The 22,878-nt window shown below is 38.7% G+C and carries 22 protein-coding genes, 1 tRNA gene and 1 pseudogene; 14 read left to right on the forward strand and 10 right to left on the reverse strand.

What is annotated here, in order from left to right:
- Positions 1–144 precede the first annotated feature (144 nt).
- From ACFIL2_RS08880 to ACFIL2_RS08905, 6 genes are all read right to left on the reverse strand, one after another.
- Complete coding sequence (locus ACFIL2_RS08880; protein WP_375636897.1) at positions 145–510, reverse strand: hypothetical protein; 366 nt, start codon at positions 508–510, stop codon at positions 145–147.
- 2 nt (positions 511–512) lie between these two features.
- Positions 513–686, reverse strand: coding sequence for a hypothetical protein (locus ACFIL2_RS08885; protein WP_375636896.1), 174 nt, complete (start codon positions 684–686; stop codon positions 513–515).
- Between the two features lie 1,173 nt (positions 687–1,859).
- Positions 1,860–2,192 (reverse strand): hypothetical protein, encoded by a 333-nt coding sequence (locus ACFIL2_RS08890; protein WP_375677009.1) that lies wholly within the window; start codon positions 2,190–2,192, stop codon positions 1,860–1,862.
- Positions 2,193–2,390: 198 nt separating this feature from the next.
- Positions 2,391–2,981: a hypothetical protein gene (locus ACFIL2_RS08895; RefSeq protein WP_375677007.1), complete on the reverse strand. Its 591-nt coding sequence runs from the start codon at positions 2,979–2,981 to the stop codon at positions 2,391–2,393.
- Positions 2,982–3,029: 48 nt separating this feature from the next.
- A complete protein-coding gene (locus tag ACFIL2_RS08900; protein WP_375680339.1) occupies positions 3,030–3,386 on the reverse strand; it encodes a hypothetical protein in 357 nt (118 codons plus the stop codon).
- 210 nt (positions 3,387–3,596) lie between these two features.
- A complete protein-coding gene (locus tag ACFIL2_RS08905) occupies positions 3,597–4,100 on the reverse strand; it encodes a hypothetical protein (RefSeq protein WP_375677005.1) in 504 nt (167 codons plus the stop codon).
- 1,921 nt (positions 4,101–6,021) lie between these two features.
- Here ACFIL2_RS08905 and ACFIL2_RS08910 point away from each other — a divergent pair.
- Entirely contained in the window at positions 6,022–6,588 is a 567-nt protein-coding gene (locus ACFIL2_RS08910; protein WP_375636890.1) for a hypothetical protein, read from the forward strand.
- An 854-nt stretch (positions 6,589–7,442) separates the two neighbouring features.
- Here ACFIL2_RS08910 and ACFIL2_RS08915 read toward each other — a convergent pair.
- Positions 7,443–7,667: a hypothetical protein gene (locus ACFIL2_RS08915; RefSeq protein WP_375633372.1), complete on the reverse strand. Its 225-nt coding sequence runs from the start codon at positions 7,665–7,667 to the stop codon at positions 7,443–7,445.
- Between the two features lie 413 nt (positions 7,668–8,080).
- Between ACFIL2_RS08915 and ACFIL2_RS08920 the strand changes: the two genes are divergently transcribed.
- The 7 genes from ACFIL2_RS08920 (at position 8,081) to ACFIL2_RS08950 (ending at position 12,828) form a co-directional block, all read left to right on the forward strand.
- Positions 8,081–9,025, forward strand: a complete 945-nt coding sequence (locus ACFIL2_RS08920; protein ID WP_375680340.1) for a YopJ/AvrA family T3SS effector serine/threonine acetyltransferase — start codon at positions 8,081–8,083, stop codon at positions 9,023–9,025.
- Positions 9,026–9,351: 326 nt separating this feature from the next.
- On the forward strand, positions 9,352–10,278 hold the full coding sequence (locus tag ACFIL2_RS08925; RefSeq protein WP_375680341.1) for a YopJ/AvrA family T3SS effector serine/threonine acetyltransferase: 927 nt from the start codon (positions 9,352–9,354) through the stop codon (positions 10,276–10,278).
- Positions 10,279–10,931: 653 nt separating this feature from the next.
- Entirely contained in the window at positions 10,932–11,594 is a 663-nt protein-coding gene (locus ACFIL2_RS08930; RefSeq protein WP_375680342.1) for a lysozyme, read from the forward strand.
- Positions 11,591–11,827: a hypothetical protein gene (locus ACFIL2_RS08935; protein WP_375606489.1), complete on the forward strand. Its 237-nt coding sequence runs from the start codon at positions 11,591–11,593 to the stop codon at positions 11,825–11,827. Before ACFIL2_RS08930 ends, ACFIL2_RS08935 begins: the two co-directional genes overlap by 4 nt.
- Positions 11,751–11,963, forward strand: coding sequence for a hypothetical protein (locus ACFIL2_RS08940; protein WP_273790903.1), 213 nt, complete (start codon positions 11,751–11,753; stop codon positions 11,961–11,963). Before ACFIL2_RS08935 ends, ACFIL2_RS08940 begins: the two co-directional genes overlap by 77 nt.
- On the forward strand, positions 11,956–12,168 hold the full coding sequence (locus tag ACFIL2_RS08945; protein WP_375617918.1) for a hypothetical protein: 213 nt from the start codon (positions 11,956–11,958) through the stop codon (positions 12,166–12,168). Before ACFIL2_RS08940 ends, ACFIL2_RS08945 begins: the two co-directional genes overlap by 8 nt.
- A gap of 507 nt (positions 12,169–12,675) precedes the next feature.
- Positions 12,676–12,828 carry a hypothetical protein gene (locus tag ACFIL2_RS08950; RefSeq protein ID WP_375606492.1) on the forward strand — a complete coding sequence of 51 codons (153 nt, stop codon included), beginning with the start codon at positions 12,676–12,678 and terminating at the stop codon, positions 12,826–12,828.
- An 850-nt stretch (positions 12,829–13,678) separates the two neighbouring features.
- Here the strand turns inward: ACFIL2_RS08950 and groL are convergent.
- Both groL and groES read right to left on the reverse strand, forming a co-directional pair.
- Complete coding sequence (gene groL, locus ACFIL2_RS08955) at positions 13,679–15,325, reverse strand: chaperonin GroEL (RefSeq protein WP_375681729.1); 1,647 nt, start codon at positions 15,323–15,325, stop codon at positions 13,679–13,681.
- Positions 15,326–15,383: 58 nt separating this feature from the next.
- Positions 15,384–15,680 carry a co-chaperone GroES gene (gene groES, locus ACFIL2_RS08960; protein WP_005774667.1) on the reverse strand — a complete coding sequence of 99 codons (297 nt, stop codon included), beginning with the start codon at positions 15,678–15,680 and terminating at the stop codon, positions 15,384–15,386.
- 227 nt (positions 15,681–15,907) lie between these two features.
- Between groES and fumC (ACFIL2_RS08965) the strand changes: the two genes are divergently transcribed.
- From fumC (ACFIL2_RS08965) to ACFIL2_RS08980, 4 genes and pseudogenes are all read left to right on the forward strand, one after another.
- A complete protein-coding gene (gene fumC, locus ACFIL2_RS08965; RefSeq protein WP_375680343.1) occupies positions 15,908–17,296 on the forward strand; it encodes a class II fumarate hydratase in 1,389 nt (462 codons plus the stop codon).
- A gap of 197 nt (positions 17,297–17,493) precedes the next feature.
- The gene (locus ACFIL2_RS08970; RefSeq protein WP_375633388.1) at positions 17,494–17,649 is read left to right on the forward strand and encodes a hypothetical protein; all 156 of its coding nucleotides are present in this window, start codon (positions 17,494–17,496) and stop codon (positions 17,647–17,649) included.
- Positions 17,650–18,230: 581 nt separating this feature from the next.
- A pseudogene (gene fumC, locus ACFIL2_RS08975) lies at positions 18,231–18,410 on the forward strand (class II fumarate hydratase); the annotation flags it as partial.
- 623 nt (positions 18,411–19,033) lie between these two features.
- The gene (locus tag ACFIL2_RS08980; protein ID WP_375679054.1) at positions 19,034–19,921 is read left to right on the forward strand and encodes an outer membrane protein; all 888 of its coding nucleotides are present in this window, start codon (positions 19,034–19,036) and stop codon (positions 19,919–19,921) included.
- A 1,336-nt stretch (positions 19,922–21,257) separates the two neighbouring features.
- Here the strand turns inward: ACFIL2_RS08980 and ACFIL2_RS08985 are convergent.
- Positions 21,258–21,342, reverse strand: a tRNA-Leu gene (locus ACFIL2_RS08985).
- 222 nt (positions 21,343–21,564) lie between these two features.
- Here ACFIL2_RS08985 and ACFIL2_RS08990 point away from each other — a divergent pair.
- Together ACFIL2_RS08990 and ACFIL2_RS08995 are read left to right on the forward strand one after the other, a co-directional pair.
- Positions 21,565–22,170, forward strand: coding sequence for a YqaA family protein (locus tag ACFIL2_RS08990; RefSeq protein WP_375633390.1), 606 nt, complete (start codon positions 21,565–21,567; stop codon positions 22,168–22,170).
- Positions 22,171–22,182: 12 nt separating this feature from the next.
- Positions 22,183–22,755: a disulfide bond formation protein B gene (locus ACFIL2_RS08995; RefSeq protein ID WP_375621583.1), complete on the forward strand. Its 573-nt coding sequence runs from the start codon at positions 22,183–22,185 to the stop codon at positions 22,753–22,755.
- The last annotated feature ends 123 nt before the right edge of the window (positions 22,756–22,878 follow it).

The following is a 22,878-nucleotide window of genomic DNA, read 5'->3' on the forward strand; positions in this document are numbered from 1 at the left end:
ATCAAGCGTTTGTATCCCTCATCTTTTATAAAGACAATATCAGCGGTGCATTTTTTTCCATCACCTTCAAACATTGCACGAAGAGAAGTGCTCCTACAACACATGAGAATATATAAAGACCTGTATTCATTTTCTGCCCGCCCTTCACGCGCGGTTTTGTTGATAATTGTTTTTTCTTCGCTGCCAAATTACTTGATCCAATTTATCGAGCTTTTTTTTCAACAAACGCGTAAAGATGATACGGACCACAAAGGCAACAGGAATGAATACAAAAATTAAATCTAATATAACCTGCACGATGCAAAAGAGAACTGTTATGACATCCCCTTCCCACCCCGCCAACTTCCACTCAAGCCACATGAGTAAGAAGAGAAGAGCCGTTCTTAAAGCTGACACAATGAAAGCAATACAAAAGATGACTTTATAATTTTTGCTTGTCAGAAACGTTTCTTCCAGCGAAAAAGACCGTGGCTCTTCATCCAATGGTGCATTTTTTCCATTGCCCCTCATTTTTACCCCTCATTTGTTTCAATTTCTAAGCCATTTTCATGAACTGAAGCTTTCGTCCTCACAATGGATGAGGGTTCAATCAATATCACGCGCTTGTATCCCTCATTTTTTATAAAGACAATATCAGCGGTGCATTTTTTTCCATCACCTTCAAACATCATGTTTTCATCACTCACAGTGTACCCCCTATTGTCTTAAGGCTTCTCTTTTCTCCTCGATCAAATTTTCATAAAAATATCTTCTTCTATTGCACAAATTTGGGTCTATGGTTCTAAAATTCTAAGTGCTCTTTTTATTTTCAGGAAGATAAGCTGCTTTCCAAAGAAGAAGCAAACGAGTGCAAGAAAATCGTAACGAAGTTGCTTTGTCTTTATGACGATTTGAATCATCTAGCAAAACCGGCCCAAATAGATTTTTTCGATATTTTTTTTCAAAGCCCAAACTTTCATCTTCCATAAAGTTTTTATGAGAAAGCTGCCAAATGTTAACATCAGCCCTCAATACCAAAGCCCCAAGGTAGTGTAGCAAAGAAGAGTCCACTTGAGAGATAGAACAATTTCCTTTTCCCAAGGAAGGGTGTTCTATTGAAAGCCAAGCACGCGGACAAGATCAACCTCATTCATTGCCCTCATCGAAAACTTCCTCAAGTACACAGCATAAATGCCTTACGCTTACCTCTTCCTCAAAAAATTTCCAATCCCTTTGCCTTAAAATCTACCCCTTTGCCTCAATGCCTCGTTGTCAATCTGGCCCCCCCAAAATGATAAAGCCCTAAAATGATAAGGATTAATTATTTGGCAAGCCGCCGCATGGATACCAGCGCCTCTCACAATTCCATAACCAAATTGCACAAAACCTTTTTCATCCAGAGAGAGAAACTGTCCTTCACGGTCTCGTAAATAAATAGATGTCCCTCTTTTCTTTCAATTTTCTCCCTCCACCTCAAGCTTTTTAAAAGCACTGTTACACTTTCTATGGAGCAAAACGTGTGCTTTTGGCTCACCTTCTCTATGCGTCTTGCCTCTCCACCTGCAAAAAATGGGCTTTTCTTCCCCAAACACCAGAATATCTTTTGCTTTAAGTATAGATTTTTCGCTCTCAATATCGCTTGGTAAGACACATTTTTATGCTTGATAAAAAGAAAATAAGTTACAAGATTTTCTCTCTTTAAGAGAACAACAGCAAGTAAAGTCCAAGAGCAGCCCCTCTTCATTTTCCCCCCAGCACTCAAGCAAGAGCCTCAATTTTTCTCAAAAACACGACACAAATATAAAAAGGCATAAAACGAGAAGTGTCCCCCATGCTCCTTAATGAACAAGTCAAAAGCAAGGCTCAACGAAAGCCTCTCTTCACTTTTTCCCCTCGCTCATTTTCCCCTCACTCACATCATATAATATGACGGGAGCTCCTTTCTGCTCAACCTCTTCTTCTAATTGCCGTATCATTTTGTTCAACTGACGGGTCACGATAAAACGCATAATAAAAACAATCGGTAAGAATAAAAAAGTACAGGCAAGCAGCCATGCCAGTGGCTCGAATACGACAAGAGAAACAAAGTCCTGCCCTCTCCATATCTTAACGACAACAGTTATAACTATTGGAGCAGTCGCCATGACCGTAGAAAGATAGAATATTTTTTTATAGTCTTGCCAAACAAGAGAAAGCTGCTTTTTATCAAACATTCTGCTGCTTTTTATTTTGGGGAGTTCTGTTTTAAGGCGATATCGCGTTCATTCAGCACGCATTTCAGTTCCTTTTTCACGCGACAATAAAGCCGCGCACGCTTGATAAACAGGTAATAAATGACAACGATTGGCACCCATATTAAAACATTTAAGAGCGTAAAACACAGGAAAGAAATGGCTATTAATGTTATAAGACTACTCGTCATTTTGTCCCCCTTTCACATTCTGCATACGCATTGCCTGATCGCGTTGTTGTATCGCTTCTTCCAATTGTGGAAGTATTTTGTTCAATTTTCTCGTTAACTTCATGCACATGATCCCAATGATCGGAGAAAAGAGAAGAATCCCTAACCATAGAAGGCCATAAATAATGCGACCTATTGAAAACCGCGGTATTATAAAACTGACCATACTATCCTTCCACCATACCAAATGTACGATAGAGAAAGCAAATTGCAAAACGGTAAAGAGGATAAAAATAAAAAGAATTATTTTACATTCTTTTGAATAAAGAGGCAGAGATTCTTTAAAGTTAAGAAAGCGTATTTTCGCATCAAGGGTCTTATGCGCGAGATTGTGTCTCTTCATTTCTCCCAGATCATTGCGCAATTGTTGTATGGCGTGTTTTTGTTGCGTCGTACTCTTTTTCAAGTCTTGAGCGAATTTAAAAGATAACCTCATATGCTTGATCAACAGGTAAGGAAGCCTGATCATAACCATAAACATTAAAATGGCAATAATGATGCCCCCTAAAAAAGCCAAATGTTGTAGTATTATAATGCTCACTTTTTTCCCCTATCACATTGATGTGGAATTATCATTTTCATTCTCTTCTCAAACAAATGTTTCTAATCTCTTTGCTGTTTTTTTCACGCCATAATGAAGGAGACTATGGAGAATTAAAATAACAGGCAAAGTGATGGCACTACATACCAAAATAAACAAAAACGGCAGCGCTTCAATCAATAACAAAAAAAACAACGGATTATTGTGTGAAACAATCGCATATCGTATAGTAAAAGACGAAAAAAGCACAGCATGTATAAAAAGCGCAACTACAATGAAAGCCATCCAAGAGATTATTTTATAATCTTTTTTTGAGAGAAGCAAAGATTCTTGAAAAGAAAAGGCACGCAACTGTGTTGCAAGAACTGTATTCTGTCCTCTCCATCCTGCCTGATAATGCCTCAAATTCTGCGCTGCACCCTTTTTTAATTTCCTTCGCATCTTACATAACAGTACTGCCCGTTTTATCAAAGAATAATAAATGGACAAGATGATCTTCACGGTAGAAAAGAGTATCATGCTCCACGCAGAATAAATAACGATAACTATCCCTAAGGAGATCAATAATGTAGTTATTAAAAGAGGCATTATAGAAGTGATCACTTTTCCCCCCTATCATATTTTGTTGAGAGATTGGTTGTCTAGCTGTTTCTGCTCTGGTAAGTTTTCCCATTGTAGCATCATTTCCTTCGCATCCCGTTTAAATATGGCGTTAAAAATAGAAAAGAGCGGAAACAACCCAAAAAGAAAGCCAAAAATTATTTGCGGCAAGAGACATAAAAAAGCCCAAACACCATTCCACCCTAAGTTACGAAGAAATTCGATCGCAGGAATCTGTATAAAACTCTGACTCATTTCTTGAAAATCTTCTTGTTTCATTTTTCCCAGTGCTTGGAGCTGTTCCTTGGATATAACGTGAAAAAATTCCAAAGGGCTCATATAGGCAGACGCGGAAAAAAGCACCAACAAGAGGATAGCCAAACAACAAATGATGATATAATCGCCTGTTGAGAGAGCCATCCATTTTTTGAAAGCTTCTGATTGATCCAACACTGGCTGCGATACAAAAGCCTTATCTCCCTTATAGGCAGATTGGTGTTGTGATTTATCTTCGATCATACGGATACTCCCCCACTTCTAAAATTCCCACTCTTCAATATTTGATAGCACGCCACCAGCGCGGTAAATTCGCTTAGCACCCTTCTCAGAGTAATGCAAGCACTATAATCTCCCTTCTAAATATTTTATTCATTGCCCTATACGCGCTGATACATGCGCGCTTACAAGCCAAAACACCCCTTTTCCCAAGGAAGGGTGTTCTATTGAAAGCCAAGCACGCGGACAAGATCAACCTCAGTCCCAAATTAACCTTAGTCATTGCCTCTTCTCAAGCTTTCTCAAGTACACGACGTAATCACTGGACGGCTTACTTCTTCCTCAAAAAATTTCAATCCCTTTGCCTTAAAGCCTCGTTGTCAATCTGGCAAAGCCCTAAAATGATAAGGATTAATCATTTGACACGCCGCCGCATGAATACCAGCGCCTCTCACAATTCCATAATTAAATTGCACAAAATCTTTTTCATCCAGAGAGAGAAACTATCCTTCACGGTCTCGTAAATAAATAACAGTCTCGTAAATAAATAGATGTCCCTCTTTTCTTTCAATTTCCTCCCTCTACCCCAGGCCCTTTAAAAGCATTGTTGCCCTTTCTCTATAGAGTAAAACGTCTTGATCAAGAGGACTGGCAAAATGTGTGATGCTATAGACTTTCTTCTTCACAAGCGTAAAAATGGAAGTGTGCAATAGATTTTATATTATTCAAACTTTATATGGATTTCATTGGGGACTTTATCGTTATACCCTTCATGAGCACCCTTGCAAAATGGGCAAAAGAGAGCCCTAAGACATGGCTCTTTAAAAAGCAACACAAAACAAAATCAAACAAGCAATCGATTATCCAGTATGAAAAACGTGCGACAAACAACCTTAATCCTCATTTGAAAGCTTCTTAATCAAAAAGGCTTCATTTTAAAAATTCTTCATTAAAGATGAAGTATTTCACAGCCCCCACATTGATACAGCCCCTACATTCATCAAGGCATCTCTTATAAAAGCATCTTTTTATAAAGGCATTTGCCACTTATAAAAACAGCTTCTTTCGATAATGCATTCCGTCCTTTAAACGACATCCCCTCGTCTTATGATGAGATCCATTAAAACGGAGATTTTTATACTCTATAAAGGATACTCATAAAGGATACACCAAACAAAATAGCGAGATCATTCACAGTTTATTTTAAGCCGATAAACGATATTTCATTTGAAAATATAGGGCATCTTATGCTATTATAATAGAATGCGGAGGTTTGCTTTTTGCCGCTCTCTGCCACTCAACAGAAGACAACATATCTCTTATAAAGGATAAAAGTATGCTTAACAGCGTGATGTATATCAAATATCTTGGGAAAGCCCCCAACAACAAAAAAATAAGAGAACCTAAATAAAAAGCTTCCAACTTAAGAAAACAATGACCTTTCAAAAGTGGAATTGAAAAATTTTCACAAAGCGCTCGTGAAAAAAGAGACAAATAATCCCATTAGAAAGACGATGACATGCCCTTGAAATCCATTGTTATTTTTTCATTCACATTTGACAAAAATTTTCCTTCAATTTCTCAAGAACAGTTAAGAAATATTTAGAAAGCAAATAATCCGCTATCAATAAAAAATAAGCATGATAGGGGCGGAAAATAAGACTGATAGGGATAAGATAAAAAAGGTAAGAAACCACCTTAAAGATGATTTTTTCGCCCCACACCGTTGCTTTTCTTTGCATTTAAAACGCCTTTAGTATCGTTTGTTTTTTGATCTGCAACGGCTGATATTTCCCAGTATTTGCTCACTCCCCCAGTATTTTCCTCCTTTTAAGTATTTTCCCCCTCTTAAGTATTTGCTCCCCCCAATATTTGCGCCAAGTGCTTTTTACATCACTGTCCCCCATCAACAGACAGTTTCTTTTTCATTCAAATGGTTAAGTTCATGAAAATACGTAAAAAACGCAGTAGATCGAAAATAACAGGAAAGCGAGAGCCCAATAGCTGTATTTCACGTGCCCAAAATTCCAGCGAATCTGCGCTTCAATCTGCGATTGAAATGCGTGCAAAACACTTTGGTTTAAGCTTCGAAGAAGCGAAAAATCCGCTTGTCGGAACCTATATTGGGCGTCTTTGTTTGCTTGGCTATAAAGAGGCTTCATCAGGCATCAGTAAAGAGCAATATGACACGGCGCAACAATACTTGCAAATTAGAAACGACTATTTATGTGCAAAAGGTTTACCAAACGGTTATTATGATGGTTTTACGCACAGCGCATCAGATGAGAAAGCAAAAAAGCAATGGGTCCAAAGAGCAACCGAACACTATGAAGCTATGCAAGAAGCGATTAAAGAAGCACAATATCTACATCGTCAACACAACTTTCATGCGGCATTACACTATCTTGTTATAGAAGATCAACCGCTGCCTAATCTTGTTGGTTCGTTGCGTATTATTCTTGATGCCCTTTATAAACATTTTGACAGTTCTACCCAAAAGAGCCTTGGCTAAAACACCCATCATTTCCTCCCCCTCACAGGATAAAGATTCTCCCCCTCCTTTATAACATGCCTCTTTATAACCAGCGCCTTTGTAAAGGCCCCTTTGGCAAATGACACTTGAGATCCACTGAGCTTGCCCTTTCATAAAATTTCATGGGTTAACAAGCTTAAAGCGCACAACAAACAAGCTTAAAAATATCCACCACGCCCTTAAAAAAATACTTCAACTGTCAAAGAGACTTAACCTTATATCTACCCATACCTCACTTATCCATGCCTCAAAGGACAATATTTCATGGCATATTCACGGCATGGGCAGGATAAATATTGCCCCCTCTTTAAAACAGCAACATTCTCCCCTCTACCCCCCATTGTAACAAATCACCCTCATCATACGCTTCCCCCAATATCGCGACATCCTTAGCTCTTCAGATAATTCATTATCGTCATTTTACATCTTTTCTTGTACAATTCTATATGGCTCTTCTGATCTTATGACGGACAAGAGCTATGGCTTTTATTTCAGCATAATCTGGGTTTCTCATTCAAGATAAATAACGATAAAATATCCACTATAAATAAATAGCTTATCATTAAAACAACCCGTTGATTTTTGACACAATTAAAAGCATCATCCCTTAAACGAAAGAAAAAGCCCCTACCAACAATCTCCTCCCTCATCAACAACTGCACCGATAACCCTCCCCCCCCATCACATCACCACTAATACGACAGCCAGCATAGCCCCAATTCACCCGCACAAATCGCCAACACCTAAAGCTTTGCCCCGCAAACACCATCCAGCCACCGCCTTCCCAATTTCATCAATAAAATACCACGGATTTCAAAACCACAATTCTCCCTTCATCTTGTCCCCTCCTTTCTCAAAGGAGAAAATGTTTTTTGCCACATCAAAAACTTTTCCATTAAAACAAGATATTTTGCTGCATAGCCAATGAATGAGCTTTTTTCTGTAGATTTTTCCCGCGATAAAGGAGGAAAAATAATCGTTTTGCGGTTGACAGAATCTGAAAAATCGTATTTAATGACGGGTGCGGTAAGGGGTTTTCTGTGTCCAGATTTCATCATAAAATTTTCGCATTATTATGGGCTATTATAAGTTATTATAGACTGTTATAAAACAGTGTGTCTTGCGACAATGTTTAAAACTTTACGGTTTGAAGGTATCTTTCGTCTTTTTCTGACTGTTTTCTTTTGCATCACCCAATTTGCATCACCAACAACTCTATAATTTTGAGATTTTCAAAACAAGCCGTATTCACGGGCTCCCAATAGAACGCCCTAATAATCCCCCCATAAAATACCAATATAATACATCACAGCAATGATGAGCAATACACGCATAAAAATATGAAAACGGCATCATTATGCTCTCATCGCCTCACCTTTCAAGATGCAAAGGCTTGTTTTTCAAAACATTGTTTAGCCAAAATTGAAGAAGATAATATCACCTATCGATCATCAACATAGAGGCTAAGATTATGAAGCCACAAGATTCTCCCCCACCTCATTCCTCACAAACACCAGAAGGAGGAAGCGCACCTGAAGGAGCGCATGCAAATGCATCATTAGACACTCTTACTGCACATTTAGAACGGCTTAACATTGAAAAAATAAAAAACACCCCTTTCAACCGTGCCGAGTTAAAAGATATTGTTACTGGTTTAGAACAGCATAATGCCGATGGCAGTTGGATCAAAAATTATTATGATATTTTAGATCTTTACATGATGCCAGCCTTGGTCGATCAAGCAAATCGTAAATATCCAGAGATGAATCTCAAACTTACAAGCCCCCCTGACGGCTTTGCCCTTGCACTCAAAGAAACGCTCGAAAAGGGCATAAAATCTTCTAGGCTGATCGTTAACGCACAAGATAGGGGAATTCATTTTGCGGTTGTCGATCATCAAACCATTGATAATAAAACATCTTTGATCTTTTTTGAACCGACCTCACTGCGTGACACGCTCCCCGCCTTACTTGCATTAAGGACGCGACAATCCATTGAACATCACCAATTGCCTAACATTCATTTTGCCATGGCAGAAATGAATATTCAACGCAGTTCCTCTGAATGTGGGATGTTCAGCTTAAGCCTTGCCAAAAAGCTTTATCTCGAAACTCAAAAGTTGGAAAGACTGCACAAAGATAATATTAAGGGTGTGTTATGTGAACCAGACACGCCTTTACCTGCTGAAAAATTAGATCCATATCTTCCAGCTCGTTTATACAAACACGTGCAAGGCAGAAGACGTCTTAAGGAGTATTTAACAGCCAATCCAGACGCGGCACATGAAAAAGTAAACAAAAAAGGCGAAACCCTAAACGAGAGGTTTGAGAGAAGCTTGGTAGCAACAGAGGGAAAAACTGTTTCTGTTTCACAACACAGAAAAAGAGCCACAGAATACAAATCTCTAATGATATAATAAGCGTTTTGGCCATAGCCATATTCCACATCCACAAAGAATGAAGCTCTGCGGCTTTACGGTAAGATATAAGTTGCTGTTAGCAAATCTTCTTTTGAGGTAAAGATGCAAACAGTAAGCAACGTGATCTCTTAAAAGACAAAAAGATACCTTACCTTTGACTCTGAAAAGCGGGGGATTTTGTCTTTCGTAACAAAAATTTTTTAAAATAAAGATGATTTCATCTCTTTGTTTTTTTTAGATAAAAATCTTTCCTGCAAACATTGTTTAGCCAGAATTGAAGAAGATAATATCACCTATCGATTATCAATATGGAGGCTAATAGTATGAAGCCACAAGATCCTTCCCTCCCTCATTCCTCACAAACACAAGAAGGAACAAGTGCAAATGAATCTTTAGAAGACCTTATTGCACGTTTAATGCAAAGTTCCATCCAAACAGAAGAAGAACATGTTGCACCGAGTTCTGACGAATTAAAAGATATTATTACAGGCTTAGAGAGAGATCTTGTCACCGGCCGTTGGATTAACTCTTATTATGAAAACACAGATATTAGATTGATGCCGGCTCTCGTAGAAAAAGCAAACAGCAAATATCCAGAAATGAATCTCAAATTGGCTCTTACAGCAGAAGAGTTTTCGCACGCACTAAAAGAAGTCGTTGAGAGCGACGCAAAATCTGCCCGATTTATAGTCAATTCGGGAAGCAAAATCCACTTTGCCGTCCTTGATTATAAAAAAGTTGATGACAAAATCTCTTTGATTATGCTTGAACCTACAACCTTTCAGAATATCACGGCTTGCAAACTAGGGATAAAAATAAATCAAACCCTTCAATGTCTTCAACTGCCTCCTTATTCTTTTACCACGGCAGAAATGGATATTCAGCGAAGCTCTTCTGAATGCGGGATGTTCAGCTTAAGCCTTGCCAAAAAGCTTCATCTTGAATCTGATAAATTAGCAAGATTGCACAAAGATAATGTTAAGGGTATATTATGTGAACCCAATTCATCTTTATCTGCTGAAAAGTTAGATTCCTATCTTCCAACCACTTTTTATAAACACACACAAGGAAGAAGACGTCTAGAACACTATTTAAAAGTCCATCCGGAAGCTGAACATGAAACAGTCAACAAAAAAGGCGAAACCCTGAGGGAGAGATTTGAAAAAAACTTAAGAGAAACAGAGGGAAAAACTGTTTCCGTTTCCTCCCACCAAAAAAGGCTCACTGAATACAAATCTTTAACGATGTAAGTGAGGCTTTTTCCATATTCCTATTCATCAAAGAACGAAGAGAGGCTGCTTTACAGCTAAGATTTCTCTAAGCAAATCAGCTTTTGCGCTCATAAAACAAAAATAGCCAACAACTTTCCTCTTAAAGAAAAAACACCATTGTCCTATAAAAACCAGCCCCTCTTAAAATTGTATCAAAATTCTACAGCTCTTGTTAGCCTAAAGCTCTGTGTAACAATGAGACTATTTGGATAAGCAAAACGTTTGATACATAAAATATTTAATGCTTTCGTCTTCAGTAAAAGCATATGTCTTGTTTTTCTGAGAGTATCCACTTCGTATCTCAAGCCCCCCACATCAATACCATACGACGAACACAACCGCAATAGATCACGCTTATCGTGCATCAACCCAACAGCTGCCCGCACCCTAAGAAGGCTCCATCAAAAACACCAGGACAAGCTCTTAAAATCTACAACCTCTCTTAACGGAAAACACCAGCCCAACCATTACCCCACTTGGCCAACCATTCCCCATTCCCTAAGATGTCACAACCAACCTTTTGATTTCATAAAAGTTTCACATCTCTTCTGTTTTTGAAGCGTGAAAAAATTCATTTTTAATCTGTCAACCAGCCTCACGTTAACGTGAGGCTTTATTTTATGGAGAAGCAAATGAGAAAAATATCTAAAGCAGGGCTTGCACTCATTAAACAATGGGAAGGATTGCGTTTACATGCCTATAAAGATGCCCTCGGGGTGTGGACAATCGGCTATGGTCATACCAGCACGGCTGGCAAACCGTTCGTTCACAAGGGCATGATCATTACTGAAAAACAAGCAGAAAAAGTTCTTTCTCAAGATTTAAGACAATTTGAAAATACCGTTGAAAAACATGTGACGGTTTCTTTAACGGATGAACAATTCGCCGCGCTCGTATCGTTTTGCTATAATATAGGAACATCGGCTTTTTGTAATTCGACCCTGCTCAAAAAACTCAATAATGGCGAATATGAAGCCGTCCCTTCTGAGTTACAAAAGTGGACTAAAGCAGGAGGAAAACGTCTTCACGGTTTAGTGCACCGTCGTGCAGCAGAATCGGGATTATGGGCAAAAGGAGCTTATGTTTCTCCCAACTACCAAACTGTAGAAACGCAAGCTCCAATGGGATTTTTCAAAGCAGAAGCGCTTACACCGATTATTGGTTCTTTTTCTGGACTTGGGGGCTTATTGGCAGGCAATGGTCCCATCCAATGGGCATTAGCAACCATTATGGTTTTAGCCGCCTGCGTTGGCATTTTCTTTGTGGCAAAACGGTTTCGGGAGCAGCGCTTATGATGTGGTGGTTGAAAAAAAATCTGATGATAACAGGAGCGGCTCTGACCGCTTTTTTTATCGCTTTAGCAAAAGCTTTCACTCTTGGAAAGAAAGTTGAACAACAAAAGCAAATAGAAAAAACGCTAAAGTCATCAACAACACGGCTAGAGGTGGAAAATGAAATTAATCAAAAAAGTGATGCTGATGTACGCGCTTCTCTTACTCACTGGTTGCGCGATAAAAACAATCAATGAGCCTTTTTCTTGCGTTGGTTGGATGCCCATTTATTTAGACAAAAAAGATCTCAATATCATCAGTTCAAATCTCGCAAGAGATATTTTAAAGCATAACAAACAAGGGGAAGGCTTGTGTGGGTGGAAACATGGCTAGAAAAAAAACAGAAAAACAAACAGAGCTTACAGAAAAGGAAAAAGAAATCCTACAAGAAATCATCACAACGTATAAAAGTGTAAAAATGATGTCACGCTATACGAAGTGGATTATATTCATCATTTTCTTATTAGCACTTGATTTTTCACGGATCATAGATGTGCTGGGAAGTATTTTTACACAAAAATCGAATATTCAGCTCTAAAATAAATAAAAAACGTGAGACGTGTTAAATCTTTTAAAAAGATAAAAAGCCATTCGTTATTTTTTGAAAACATGGAGATTTTATTGATGATTTTTTCATGTCTCACGAGAATTTTTTACACGCCTCACAAACGTCGTGCTCTTCACAAACGCTTTCATGAAATGAATTTAGGGGTATGAAGAGAGATTTTTAACCAACGCGTAAGTCAGCAACTTTGGTAACATAAGAAAAGGATCATACCAACATACATTTTTTTAATAATCTATTGATATCCAAATGATTTTATACTCTTCATAAATAGCATTGCCAAGAATTTGTATTAAAAGATATTTCTTTTAAAGAAGCGCATAAACAAGCAATGTAATGGGAGCCTTACATAAAACCTCTTATCTTTACGTTTAATAAAAAAGCAAGCTGGCTCCTCCCACCCTCTCAATTCCCACCCCCAATTCCCTGCCTCTCAATTCCCTTATGTTCTATGCATAAAGGTCAAGTTGAAGAGAATATATGGAAAATCCTTGGCTCGAAAATATGAAAAGAAAGCATGAGGCTACAACAGAATTTCGCGTGCCTTTATCATCAGAAGCATTAAAAATTCTAACACAAGCGCGCCTATTGTCTCGTCATGATTTTTTCGGCTACCTGTCATGGTCCCCTTAGCTCAAAAATTGCTCCCCACTTAAGAATTTTCTGTCACAATATAGGCAACAAACAGAACTTGAATATAACAACATGGGTTTGGCTCCAGTTTAGGTGATGAGCTTACCGAAAAAAAGATGAGAGCAAGGCGAAAAATTAGCTTTTATCTTTAAGCTTCTCAAATGGAGCAGTCTCCCCATTTCAGAGATCAACTAAACAGAGAGATGCTTATTCCCCTATGCAAAAGCTTGAAATACCAGCATCTTATTCATAAAAAACAAACCAGCCCCATCATGCTCTTTTCAACTCTGTCTTTCCAACGCTCAATAGGTACTAACTCTTAACTACTGACTCTTCTTAACTACTGACTTTTAATGATTACATTGGTTCATAAAAACCGTAGTGACCTCTCACCCTATGAAGCACAAACACAGGATTTTTTAACGGGGCATGCATAAACCTGAAATGAAAAAACAGAACTGTATTAGGAATAAATGATTATAAATCAAATAGTTATATTTTTATTAGCACAATATTTTCAAAGGAAACCACGATCCCCGCACAATAGAAACATTTCATAAAAACAAGAGAAAAAGCTATGGATTAAGAGTGAGATTCATTCACAATAACGGTAGATCAACCAATGGAGAATAGAACAATCCTATAAGATAAAGAAACTGTCATAAAAGGAAAAACTGTATGAAACGTGAAAAAGCATAAAAAAACGGGCACAGAAGACCCGTTTCTTTATTATTTCTATGGAAAAGAGCTTAGAAATCCATTCCGCCCATTCCACCCATTCCGCCAGCAGGCATCGGAGGCATTGGTGTATCTTTCTTTGGAACTTCAGCAACCATTGCTTCTGTTGTGATCAGAAGGCTCGCAATTGAAGCCGCATTCTGAAGAGCAGAACGCANATCGGAGGCATTGGTGTATCTTTCTTTGGAACTTCAGCAACCATTGCTTCTGTTGTGATCAGAAGGCTCGCAATTGAAGCCGCATTCTGAAGAGCAGAACGCACAACTTTCACAGGATCAACAATTCCCAAAGCAATCAAATCACCGAATTCACCAGTTGCGGTATTGTAACCATAAGTATCAGCATTATTTTCCAGCACTTTGCCCACAATAATAGCAGCTTCTTCACCAGCATTGCTTGCAATCTGGCGCGCTGGTGCTTGTAGAGCACGACGAACGATACTAATACCAGCTTCTTGGTCAGGATTACTTCCCTTAACGGTCAACGCATTTGCTGCACGCAACAATGCGGTACCACCACCAGCAACAATACCTTCTTCAACAGCAGCACGTGTTGCATTCAAAGCATCATCAACACGGTCTTTCTTTTCTTTCACTTCAACTTCTGTTGCACCACCCACACGGATAACAGCAACACCACCAGCGAGTTTAGCAAGTCTTTCTTGCAATTTTTCACGGTCATAGTCAGAAGTTGTTTCTTCAATCTGAGCCTTGATTTGATTGACGCGAGCAGTAATTTCAGCCTTTTGTCCAGCACCATCAATAATGGTGGTGTTTTCTTTAGAAATATTCACTTTCTTTGCACGTCCAAGCATATCCAAAGTGACATTTTCAAGTTTAATGCCCACATCTTCAGAAATAACCTGTCCGGATGTCAAGATAGCGATATCCTCTAACATTGCTTTACGACGGTCACCAAATCCAGGAGCTTTTACAGCAGCAATTTTCAAACCACCACGCAATTTGTTGACAACGAGTGTTGCCAAAGCTTCACCTTCCACATCTTCAGCGATAATGAGAAGTGGTTTTCCAGACTGAACAACAGCTTCAAGCACAGGAAGAAGAGATTGCAAATTAGACAATTTCTTTTCGTGAATGAGAATGTAAGGATCATCAAGATCAGCGACCATTTTCTCAGCATTTGTGACAAAATAAGGGGAAAGATACCCACGGTCAAATTGCATTCCTTCAACGACTTCTAATTCCGTTTCAGCGGTTTTAGCTTCTTCCACGGTAATGACGCCTTCATTGCCCACTTTTTCCATAGCATCAGCGATCATTTTACCGATTTCAGCAGCGCCATTAGCGGAAATTGTTCCCACCTGTGCAATTTCTGCTGAAGTTTGGATTTTTTTTGCTTTTTTGAAGAGGTTTGCCACCACTTCTTCAACAGCAGCATCAATCCCACGTTTAAGATCCATTGGGTTCATGCCCGCAGCAACAGCTTTAACACCTTCTTGCACAATAGCTTGTCCTAAAACAGTTGCTGTTGTTGTTCCATCACCAGCAATATCATTGGTTTTAGAAGCAACTTCGCGCAACATTTGTGCACCCATATTTTCGAACTTATCTTCCAGTTCGATTTCCTTTGCAACGGATACACCATCTTTTGTGATGCGAGGCGCACCGAATGATTTATCAATCACCACATTGCGACCTTTAGGGCCGAGTGTCACCTTAACAGCATTAGCAAGGATGTCGACACCGCGCAACAAACGCTCACGCGCTTCACGGCCAAATTTGACTTCTTTAGCAGCCATTTAATTTCTCCTTGGAGTTTTCTCAAAATAGTACACAATGAAAAATTAAGCGCTTCAATTAGCCCATAATTCCCATAATGTCAGATTCTTTCATAATGAGGAGGTCTTCCCCATTAATCTTGACTTCAGTTCCAGACCATTTTCCAAACAAAATACGGTCTCCTGTTTTGACTTCTAAAGGCACGCGCTTTCCGTTATCATCGAGAGCGCCATTGCCAACAGCAATCACTTCGCCTTCTTGGGGTTTTTCTTTTGCTGTATCAGGGATGATAATCCCACCAGCCGTTTTATTTTCAGATTCAACCCGACGGACAACGACACGGTCGTGAAGTGGGCGGAATTGTATATTAGCCATGTTTTAAATCCTTAAAACTGAACATAATTGCATTAATCTTAAAAGTTCTTGCTAGCACTCTCAAACTACGAGTGCTAGCATGTGTTAGATATAAAATCGGCATCTCTCAATGTCAAGAATAGCCATAAAAATAATTTCTCTAAATGAAGCTTCAAAGTCTTGCCTCTTATTGCACTTTCGCGTTATCTATCTTTTTTGAGAACCCGTGAACAAAAAAGGATCTTATCATGGTTGAAACACGTCAGGAAACGGATAGCTTTGGAACGATTTCGGTACGTCAAGATCGTTATTGGGGCGCACAAACTGAACGTTCTCTGCATAATTTTAATATTGGCAGTGAAAAGCAGCCTCTTGCCATCATCTATGCTTTAGTCCTTGTCAAAAAAGCAGCAGCGATTGTAAATATGGACAAAGGAAAACTACCAGAAAATATTGGAAAAGCAATTATTGCCGCCGCTGATGAAGTGCTTGCTGGCGATTTTGATACACATTTCCCACTATCCGTCTGGCAAACAGGTTCTGGCACACAAAGCAATATGAATGTCAATGAAGTCATTGCTAATCGTGCTAGTAAGATTTTGGGAGGAAAACTTGGAAGCAAAAAACCAGTTCATCCCAATGACCATGTCAATATGAGCCAATCATCGAACGATTCCTTTCCCACGGCGCTTCACATTGCCACCACGTTGCAAACACGCCAACACTTATTGCCAATCCTTGAAGCTCTTATTGCGACATTAAAACAAAAAGAGCAAGAATTTGCAGATATCATTAAAATCGGCCGCACCCATACCCAAGATGCAACCCCTTTAACCTTAGGGCAAGAATTTTCAGGCTATCGTGCCGCATTAGAAGCCAATCTTCAACGCATTGAAAATGCTCTAACCGATGTCCACTTGCTTGCTCAAGGTGGTACGGCTGTTGGCACAGGGCTGAATGCGCCAAAAGGTTTTGACGTTGCTTTTGCGCAAACAATGAGCACTCTCACAGGAATAACATTCCAAACTGCCAGCAATAAATTTGAAGCACTTGCCCATCATGGCGCCCTTGCGCATTTCCACGGAAGCTTGAATGCTCTCGCTGCTGATCTGTTTAAAATTGCCAATGACATTCGGTTTTTAGGCTCTGGTCCGCGTTCCGGTTTAGGGGAACTCAGTCTTCCTGAAAATGAACCCGGATCTTCTATTATGCCCGGCAAAATCAACCCCACGCAATGTGAAGCCTTAACCATGGTTGCATGCCAAGTTTTTGGTAATCACACCAGCGTAACCTTTGCCGCAAGCCAAGGACATTTTGAACTCAACGTTTATAAACCTGTTATTGGCTATAACGTTTTACAATCAATTACCCTTCTTGGTGATTGCATGCGTTCTTTTGATATGCATTGCATTCAAGGATTACGGGCCAATCGTGTTCATATTCACTCGCTCATGGAGCGCTCACTCATGTTAGTCACAGCTCTTGCACCAGAAATTGGCTACGAAAAAGCTGCTGAAATTGCCAAAGCAGCGCATAAAAATGATACAACTTTGCGCACCGAAGCATTAAAAGCAGGCGTTTTTGTAGAGGATTATGACCGATTAGTTGATCCCAAAAAGATGATTGCTCCCCAATAAACAACCCACTAAAAAAGATGCAAACATCTTAAAACAAATCTTTCTGTCAAAAGATCGGGGTGTAAACACCCCGATGATGACCGATAACAATTACCCACAGCGTTCATTTTAGGCTCTGATCCGCATTTATGCTATGGTGGTTTTGTTGCTATATTGTACTTAAAAAGCACAACGGTTTTGGAAAGGCATGGATAATCATGGCTCAACACCCAATGGCTATACTGGCAGAAAGTGATTTAAATGGATATGACCTTAAGGTGTTTTTCATTCTAGCTTCGCGTCTTGATTTTGAAAATCTATTAGCTATCAGCCAAACAGAATTAGCTCAAAAAAATCGGTGTTATCGGTATTAATAGACATAATTTCAATCGAAGTATAAAAAGATTAATGAATTCATCGACGCTTTACAATGTTATCATTATTGATAACATTGGGTAGATAACTCTTATCTCAATGAGATAATGTGTTTATTTATAATGATAATCTAGCGTTATCCATATTGAATGAGAATCCTAAATACCGTAAGATTTTCTCATTTTAAATCGGTCCCATGTTGCATCAATCAAAATCACTGACTTGCACATCACAAACGCAATGAATGTGTGAATAGAAATTGTATCCGATAAGGACAAAAACACCTCTAATGAACCACCTCAAGTGCCAAGGACTGTCACAACGGACAAAGGGGCCTGTCACAACATTGTGGAGAGGACTGTCACAACACCCCACGAACTGGCAAATATAGTAATGGTACCGGCGTACTCCTTTATGAAGCGTAAAAGAGGTGCTCAATAGATTTATCATTATACCATTTACAATCGCTGTCGTGAAATGGGTTTAGGAACATTGAGAAATGTCTCTTTTATGAAGCGTGAAGATGGGGGTGCTCAATAGAGGAACAGCTGTTGGAAAAAACTCAATGCACTGAAAGGTTTTGACCTTTGCTGAAACAATCAGCTCTCTGACGGGGATATACTTGACAGCTCGCAAGAAATTGGAGGCATTTGCCCATTATGGCACCCTCACCCATTTCCACAAAAACCTGAATGCACGCGCTAATCTGTTTAAAATCGCCAAAGACATTCAGTTTTTAGACTCTCATCCACGTTCCGGCTTTAAGCAAACGGAACGGAGAGTTTATCCGTTTTACATGGCGCATAAGAAACCTCATGAGACTTGAGATTCTCGCACTTTACTCCTTCTTATTCTTCGTATTCCATTCAATCAATCAAAACTATTCGCTTGGATTATCACAAGAAAAAGTGGCATATAGATAAAAAAGAAATAAAGTCCCTCATCCCCTCAAGTGCTCAAAAGGCTACCGCAATACAAAGCTACGCAATATCAGAAACGAGCAACGAATATGATGGCCAATATGCATTTTTTACGATCAATTGAATATGTAAGCACATTGATGTCAATCATAATGGATAATACATTTAATAACAAAAAGTGTTTTAATATGTATAAAATAATGTTTTTTAAATAAATAAAAAGCTTATTTACTATACTATATTTTTTTCTAAAACACAGAGAACATTGAAAGAGTATAAAAAATCCTGAAAAATCAATATAAACGCGGGATAATAGCATGAAAACAAGTTTTAAGAACGCTTAAATATGGATAATTATAGAGTTTATACGTATTTTAGTTTTCATAATGATATTAAGTATAGATTTTTTTAACCAATTTGTATATAATACGATTTGTATCTGAAATAAATTGGGGACGTTTTTATGAAAACAAAATGTTTAGTTGCACTATCTATTTTCACCTTCATTACCGCTTCAACAGCGCAAGCAGCAGATACGGTAATCTTTAAGCAATCAGAACCGAAGGTTTCATTGCAAGATGTTTCATCGTCACGTATTTCACCGGTTACTGTTTCTGCGCCTTTTTCTTGGTCTGGTTTTTATTTTGGAGGACAAATTGGATATTTTTCCAATAAAAATACTCTAAATTACGCACAAGAAGCTAGGGATGGAAAATGGGCTTGGGTTGATAGAGATTTATCACCGAAACTATCAGGATTGAGAGCAGGTTTGTATGCAGGTTCTAATATTGATCTGGGAGATCTTGTTTTCGGTTTTGATACCGATATGGTCTGGTCTGGGAGGAAAAGCACCCAAACAGACAATGGAAAGAAAATTCTAGATGAATCAAACTCCATTAACATTGCCTTTAAAAAAGCTGGGATTCCTATCATAAAACCTGCAGCTCAGGGTGAAACGATATCCAACTATGGTGACATTGTTGTTAGCAGTGTAACATTGAAAGAAACGTGGTCTGGTGCCACGCGCGCGCGTATTGGTTTTGCTTCCCATCGTCTTATGCCTTATATTGCAGGGGGTATAGCCTATAGACAGATGCAATATATCATGTCACTTTTATCAAAACCGCAAGAAGATTCGACAATTTTTGCTTCTGGCAATGTGTTAGATGAGACAAAAACAATGTTTGGTTACACTATTGGTGGTGGTTTTGATCTTGCAATGACAGATAATATCATCATGCGTACAGAATATCGTTATTCAGATTTTTTTAAAAAGAAATTTGCAAACGATAACCTTAAAATCTCTTCTCAAACGCATGATGTTCGCTTTGGTATCGCTTATAAATTCTAAGTTTTGTAGAAAAATTGAACGATTAAAAAACCCTGTTAAAAACGGGGTTTTTTAATGCCCCTTTCCCCCTAAAAAGACGTAGATTCTAAAAACCAGTACTAAACTGTAAACAAATAGTCACGAAACAATAAAGCCTCTCCCTCTCTTAAAGCAAACTCCTATCCTCTCAGCCTTTCATGTCGTGCATTGGGAATATAAAAGCTTTACCATCATACCACTGGGCGCCATCGTAAAATAAATGAGAGCCGTTATTTAAGAGATATTTCTTTAAAAGAAATATGGATATTGTGCATCAATTGCAGTTTTATAAGATAATGTTGACTTGGCCTCCCCGCTCTTAAAGGATAAAGATTCTGAAAACCCATTTTAAACACCCATTTTTAAACACCATGTCCGTTTATAAAAACACAAAAACCCTTGGGGACTCTTGGGGGATTTTAGCGGGTTTCTTTGGGCTCCTCCGCATGGAATGCCTTTAAACCTAAAGCAAGACAAACACATTTAAGAATATCCAACACACACCGAAAAAATACTGTAACGTTTCAAGGAAGTATGCCCTATATTACCACACTTCAAACAACAGTATTTTACCGCTATTGTATGCCAGAGTGGAAAGAGGATATTGCGGTTCTCTGTTTATGTAATTTCTGTAACGGGGAGACAGCTTCATTTAGGAAGCACATGAAGTTTTCAAGGTAAAAACCAATTTCCAATCTTACCATTTCCCTCTGCTTTACAACTTTCAAAAGCCTCTAAAGCACTGTCTTTTAAAGAGAGGAGATTACGCGTTACCTCATGCTGGTGTTTCTCACGGATCTTTTTTGGATCACACCCTTCATATCATACGGCAGCGCTTCAAACCAAACACACTCAAATTCAAGATACTTGGGTTGCCAATTCACATGCGTGTTTTAAAGAAACAGCTCTCAAAACCCTCAAGCCCATTTTGCGACAGCACCCACAGGAATATAAAATCTATAGAGCAGCATCTCTACACTTCAATAAAAGTGCAAGCTGGCACCATCCATCATACACTTTACCTCCAATGATGCCCTTGAAACGGCATAAGAGGCATTTTTATTCATTTTTTGTAAAATTTCACTCCACGCGAGCTCATCTAGCTTGTAACATACAAGCGACATGATTTTAGTTGATTTACTATAAACAGACTTGAAATGAAAGAATCCTACGGTATTCGAGTTTTTTCATTCAACATGCAAAACATTGAACACGGTCTATAAATCCCACGTTTTATACCCCCCCATGTTTTATAAATCCCACGTTCTATAAAACAACGTGATGCGCCATAACAGGATAAAGGAAAATATTTATGAAGTGGTGCGGGTGGTCGGACTCGAACCGACACTCCTCTCGGAACCAGATTTTGAGTCTGGCGCGTCTACCAGTTCCACCACACCCGCACACTGCTATAAAAGACAGGACTATAAAAGACAGACTTGTCGATTATTCCTTTGCACTATATGAAGAAGAACAGATTCGTCAACAGAAGACTTCTCATTTTTTAAGAATTCATATCATTTTCTTATCTATTTTATGAAATACTTTCTTTATTGGATTTCTCTATCGGATTTATAGCAATCTCATTTGTAAAGTGTTTACCTCTTAAATTTATAAAAAGCCTCATGATATTAAACAAATTAAAGCTTTGGACGATTTCTTTAGCAAATCGGCGTACAGCACCACACTGGCTTGGTTTCATTGCCTTTATTGAAAGTTCTGTTTTTCCAATTCCCATAGATGTTTTATATATTCCGATGCTTCTTATCCATCAAAAGCGGGTTTATCGTTATGCTTTGATTGCGACGATCTGTTCTGTATTAGGAGGCATTGCCGGTTGGTTTATCGGACATTTTGCCTATGATACCCTTGCCAAACCCATTTTAGAAATTTATGGTAAGGTTGAAAGTTTTGAATCTCTGAAAAATAGTGCAACCCTGCAATTTCTCATCATTTTACTGATAACATCAGGTTTTTTTCATCTTCCCCCCATCAAGATTGTCACAATTTTGGCCGGTGTTATGAGTGTGCGTCTTGAACTTTTCATTCTTATTTGTATTTTTTCCAGAGGCGCTCGTTTTTATCTTCTCGCGTGGCTGATTAAACATTTTGGGCAAAAAGCAATGAATTTTCTAGTACAGCATTTTAAATGGATTGTTCTCATTGGTTGTGTTAGCCTCCTTTTAATTTATGGGATTTTCATAGCTTTTTTAAACAAGAAGCTTTTATAAGGAACAGACTTAATGGCATGCGTTTTGTCTTCTCACCCACTTTTACACAAACACCTTCATCTTGAACCCAGCAGAAAAGAACAAAGTTTATGGGCTTTTTTTCTCGCTTTTTGCTTGTCTGCCACAATAGGGATTGCCCTTGGTTTTGAATATTTCGGAGGATATCTTCCTTGCGATTTATGTCTCATAGAACGTTTTCCCTATTATGGAGCCATACCATTTTTGCTCTTAGCAGGTTTTGGGGCATGTTTTTTTCGCATAACTGCTTGGATACAACTTTTATTTTTGTGTGTTTTTGTCTTAATGTGCATCAGCCTTGTTTTAGCCGTTTATCATGCGGGTGTTGAATATGGCTTTTGGGCAGCTCCCCTCAGCTGTGGTTTAAGCGCAGTCAGAAAAACCTCAGACATTAACCAGCTGCTTAACCAATTAAACAACATTCATCCCCCTTCTTGTTCTGAAGCATCCGCACGCTTTCTTTTTCTCTCATTTGCCGGTTGGAATGTCGTCTCAAGCCTATTTTTCTCCCTTATAAGCCTCTATATTACTTCAAAAGGGCTTCTTTCAGTCCATAAAAAACTCTAACCATAAAATAGAAACGAAACCGCGTGCACTCGTTCTCTCCAATAGCTTCCCCCTAACCAACAACCCTCCAGTCACCAATCCCCACCCAAAACCACCCCACCGCCAAACCAACCCACCAACACC

The organism is Bartonella sp. AP30XZML (assembly GCF_042195945.1).
Lineage (GTDB): Bacteria > Pseudomonadota > Alphaproteobacteria > Rhizobiales > Rhizobiaceae > Bartonella.

Bases quoted from the DNA above. Each gene is read 5' to 3' on its own strand.
- ACFIL2_RS08925 (WP_375680341.1), top strand. From the start codon at position 9,352: ATGAAGCCACAAGATCCTTCCCTCCCTCATTCCTCACAAACACAAGAA.
- ACFIL2_RS08920 (WP_375680340.1), top strand. From the start codon at position 8,081: ATGAAGCCACAAGATTCTCCCCCACCTCATTCCTCACAAACACCAGAA.
- ACFIL2_RS08935 (WP_375606489.1), top strand. From the start codon at position 11,591: ATGATGTGGTGGTTGAAAAAAAATCTGATGATAACAGGAGCGGCTCTG.
- ACFIL2_RS08940 (WP_273790903.1), top strand. From the start codon at position 11,751: ATGAAATTAATCAAAAAAGTGATGCTGATGTACGCGCTTCTCTTACTC.
- ACFIL2_RS08890 (WP_375677009.1), bottom strand. From the start codon at position 2,192: ATGTTTGATAAAAAGCAGCTTTCTCTTGTTTGGCAAGACTATAAAAAA.
- ACFIL2_RS08910 (WP_375636890.1), top strand. From the start codon at position 6,022: ATGAAAATACGTAAAAAACGCAGTAGATCGAAAATAACAGGAAAGCGA.
- ACFIL2_RS08945 (WP_375617918.1), top strand. From the start codon at position 11,956: ATGGCTAGAAAAAAAACAGAAAAACAAACAGAGCTTACAGAAAAGGAA.
- ACFIL2_RS08880 (WP_375636897.1), bottom strand. From the start codon at position 510: ATGAGGGGCAATGGAAAAAATGCACCATTGGATGAAGAGCCACGGTCT.
- ACFIL2_RS08995 (WP_375621583.1), top strand. From the start codon at position 22,183: ATGGCATGCGTTTTGTCTTCTCACCCACTTTTACACAAACACCTTCAT.
- ACFIL2_RS08905 (WP_375677005.1), bottom strand. From the start codon at position 4,100: ATGATCGAAGATAAATCACAACACCAATCTGCCTATAAGGGAGATAAG.
- ACFIL2_RS08915 (WP_375633372.1), bottom strand. From the start codon at position 7,667: ATGATGAAATCTGGACACAGAAAACCCCTTACCGCACCCGTCATTAAA.
- ACFIL2_RS08990 (WP_375633390.1), top strand. From the start codon at position 21,565: ATGATATTAAACAAATTAAAGCTTTGGACGATTTCTTTAGCAAATCGG.
- ACFIL2_RS08950 (WP_375606492.1), top strand. From the start codon at position 12,676: ATGGAAAATCCTTGGCTCGAAAATATGAAAAGAAAGCATGAGGCTACA.
- ACFIL2_RS08970 (WP_375633388.1), top strand. From the start codon at position 17,494: ATGGCTCAACACCCAATGGCTATACTGGCAGAAAGTGATTTAAATGGA.
- groES (WP_005774667.1), bottom strand. From the start codon at position 15,680: ATGGCTAATATACAATTCCGCCCACTTCACGACCGTGTCGTTGTCCGT.
- fumC (WP_375680343.1), top strand. From the start codon at position 15,908: ATGGTTGAAACACGTCAGGAAACGGATAGCTTTGGAACGATTTCGGTA.
- ACFIL2_RS08930 (WP_375680342.1), top strand. From the start codon at position 10,932: ATGAGAAAAATATCTAAAGCAGGGCTTGCACTCATTAAACAATGGGAA.
- ACFIL2_RS08980 (WP_375679054.1), top strand. From the start codon at position 19,034: ATGAAAACAAAATGTTTAGTTGCACTATCTATTTTCACCTTCATTACC.